The organism is Candidatus Eisenbacteria bacterium (assembly GCA_016867495.1).
Lineage (GTDB): Bacteria > Eisenbacteria > RBG-16-71-46 > CAIMUX01 > VGJL01 > VGJL01.
Genome location: VGJL01000274.1, coordinates 1 through 2,686, shown reverse-complemented (window position 1 = coordinate 2,686; position 2,686 = coordinate 1). Strand labels below are relative to the sequence as shown.

At 66.9% G+C, this 2,686-nt stretch carries 2 protein-coding genes and 1 pseudogene; all 3 read left to right on the top strand.

The features are described 5' to 3' along the window. The first annotated feature begins 172 nt into the window (after positions 1–172). The 3 genes and pseudogenes from FJY88_13355 to FJY88_13345 all read left to right on the top strand — a co-directional run bounded on the left by FJY88_13355 (position 173) and on the right by FJY88_13345 (position 2,686). Positions 173–1,753, top strand: coding sequence for a transposase (locus tag FJY88_13355; GenBank protein ID MBM3288313.1), 1,581 nt, complete (start codon positions 173–175; stop codon positions 1,751–1,753). Then, entirely contained in the window at positions 1,750–2,529 is a 780-nt protein-coding gene (locus FJY88_13350) for an ATP-binding protein (GenBank protein ID MBM3288312.1), read from the top strand. Before FJY88_13355 ends, FJY88_13350 begins: the two co-directional genes overlap by 4 nt. An 82-nt stretch (positions 2,530–2,611) precedes the next feature. Then, positions 2,612–2,686: pseudogene (locus tag FJY88_13345) on the top strand (integrase).

Here is a 2,686-nt window from a genome sequence, read left to right as displayed (position 1 = left end):
TGACGGCGTTCCTTGTAGGTTTTCATAAGCTAGGGACCGCATAGGACCGGGTTTGTCAGAACCTTTCCCCCCTCTCGGGCCGGGTTTTTCATAACCATGCCCCCCCTTGTTCGGCGACTCCAGCTTGCGACACTCCCGCGCCGGCCATGGTGGCCGCGGACGGGAGGTCGAGATGCCCTACAGGGAAGTGACCATGCTGGAGACCAAGGAACTGCTCCGACTCTGGCTGGATGGGATGGCGATCAAGAGCATCGCCGCCCGCCTCGGCATGGATCCGAAGACCGTTCGGCGCTATGTCAGGGCCGGCGAGGAGCACGGGCTCTCCGCCGGCCAGGGGGCCGGCGTGCTGACCGACGAGGTCGTCGCCGCCGTCATGGCCGTCTTCCGGAACGTGCCCGGGCGGCCGCGAGGTGACGCCTGGGCGCTCTGCGGGGAGAACCGCGACTTCATCACGAAGAAGCTCAAGGACCGGGTCCGGCTCACGAAGGTCCGCAAGCTGCTGAACCGCCGGGGAGTCCTCATCCCCTACGGGACCCTCTACCGCTTCGCCGTCCGGGAACTGGGCTTCGGCTGTGGCCGGACGACGGTTCCCGTGGCCGACTGCGGCCCCGGCGAGGAACTCCAGGTAGACACCGGCTGGATGACCTTGCTCGAGCCGGATCTGTTCGGGAAGCGCCGCCGCTTCCGGGCCTGGATCTTCACCTCGGTCCTCAGCCGGCATCGCTTCGTCTGGCCCTGCTTCTCCGAGAGCACGCAGACCGCGATCGAGGCCTGCGAGGCGGCCTGGGAGTTCTTCGGCGGGATCTTCAAGGTTCTGATCCCCGACAACACCAAGGCGATCGTCGACCACGCCGATCCCCTCCATCCACGACTCAACCCGACCTTCCTGGAGTACGCCCAGGCTCGCGGCTTCCATGTCGACACCGCCCGGGTGCGCAAGGCCACGGACAAGGCCCGCGTGGAACGAGCCGTGCGCACGGTCCGGGAGGACTGCTTCGGCGGGGAGCAGCTCCAGGATCTCGAACAGGCGAGAACGCACGCGCGCCGCTGGTGTCTTGAGGGCTACGGCATGCGGCGTCACTCCCGGACTCACCGGATGCCACGCGAACACTTCGCAGCCGAGGAGAAGCCTGTTCTGCTGCCGGCGCCGGTCGAACCCTACGACATCCCGATCTGGGCCCATCCCGTGGTCGCCCGCGATCAGCTCGCCCAGGTGGCCAAGGCGCTCTACAGCCTCCCGACCTACCTGAAGGGCAAGAAGCTGCTCGCCCGAGCCGACCGGAACCTCGTCCGCTTCTACCACGCCCGAGCCCTGGTCAAGACCCATCCCCGGCAGCGTGCCGGCGGCAGGTCGATCGACCCGAGCGACTACCCGAAGGAGAAGGCGGCCTATGCGATGCGTGACCTCGAGTTCCTCAAGAGCCAGGCCGACCTGCACGGGGAAGCGGTGGGACGCTTTGCGCGGGCCTTGCTCGACTGCCCGCTTCCCTGGACTCGCATGCGGCGCACCTACGCGCTGCTCGGCCTGACCCGCAAGTACGGAGACGCGCGCGTCAACGAGAACTGCCAGATCGCGCTGCGCCTCGACATGCTCGATGTCCGGCGTCTCGAACGCATGATCGCCAACGCCCGACAGCCCCATCCCGACCTGACTCCTCCCGCCCGCGTGATCCCGCTGGCCCGCTACCTCAGGCCGGCAAGCCTCTTTGCACTCCCCCGAAACCCTGAACAGAAAGGAAACTCGGAAGCATGACCACCGACCTGATCTCCCCTGACCTCAAAGTCGCCTTGCGCCGGCTCCGGCTCGGCCCCCTGCTCGACACCTTGCCCGAGCGCCTCGCCCTGGCCAGGCAGCAGAAGATGCCCCATCAGGACTTCCTGCTGCTCATCCTCTCCGACGAAGGGGCGCGCCGCGACAGCCGCGCCACCCAGGTCCGTGCGCAGAAGGCCCACCTGGACCCGGCCATGCAGCTCGAAGCCTGGGATCCAACCGCCCGCGTCACCTACGACCGGGAACTCCTCAACGAGCTTGCCTCCCTGCGCTTCATCGACGCCCACGCCAACGCCATCATCGTCGGCCCCGTCGGTGTCGGGAAGACCTTCGTCGCTCACGCGCTCGGACACATCGCCTGTCGTCACGGCCACTCCGTCCTGGCCCTCCGGGCCGATCGCATGCTGAAGACCCTCAAGCACTCCCGACTCGACAACTCCTACGAGGTCGAACTTCGCAAGCTCCTTGGCGTCGACCTGCTGATCATCGACGACTTCGCCCTCGACGCCATGGACGCGACCGAGAGCCGCGACATCTACGAGATCATGATCGAGCGCCACCGAGCCGGCTCCATGGTCGTCACCTCGAATCGCGGCCCGGACGAATGGCTGGCCACCTTCGCCGACCCGGTCCGCGCGCAGAGCGCCATCGACCGGTTCACGAGCATGGCCTACGACCTGCAGATCGAGGGCGAGTCCTACCGCGGCCGGCTCAAGCCGGGCCGCCCGCATACCGCTGGACAGAAAGGAGGGGAGTAGGGCAGTCTGGCACCGTCGCCTTCAAGAGACGGGGGGCATGGTTCTGAATAGCAGGGGTCCCTTCCCTGTGAAAACCGACAGATCGATCCGGAGAGAGTGCTTGGATCACACCATCGTGCTGGGCGAACGCCACCTGAGGCGCATCCTCACCGACTAC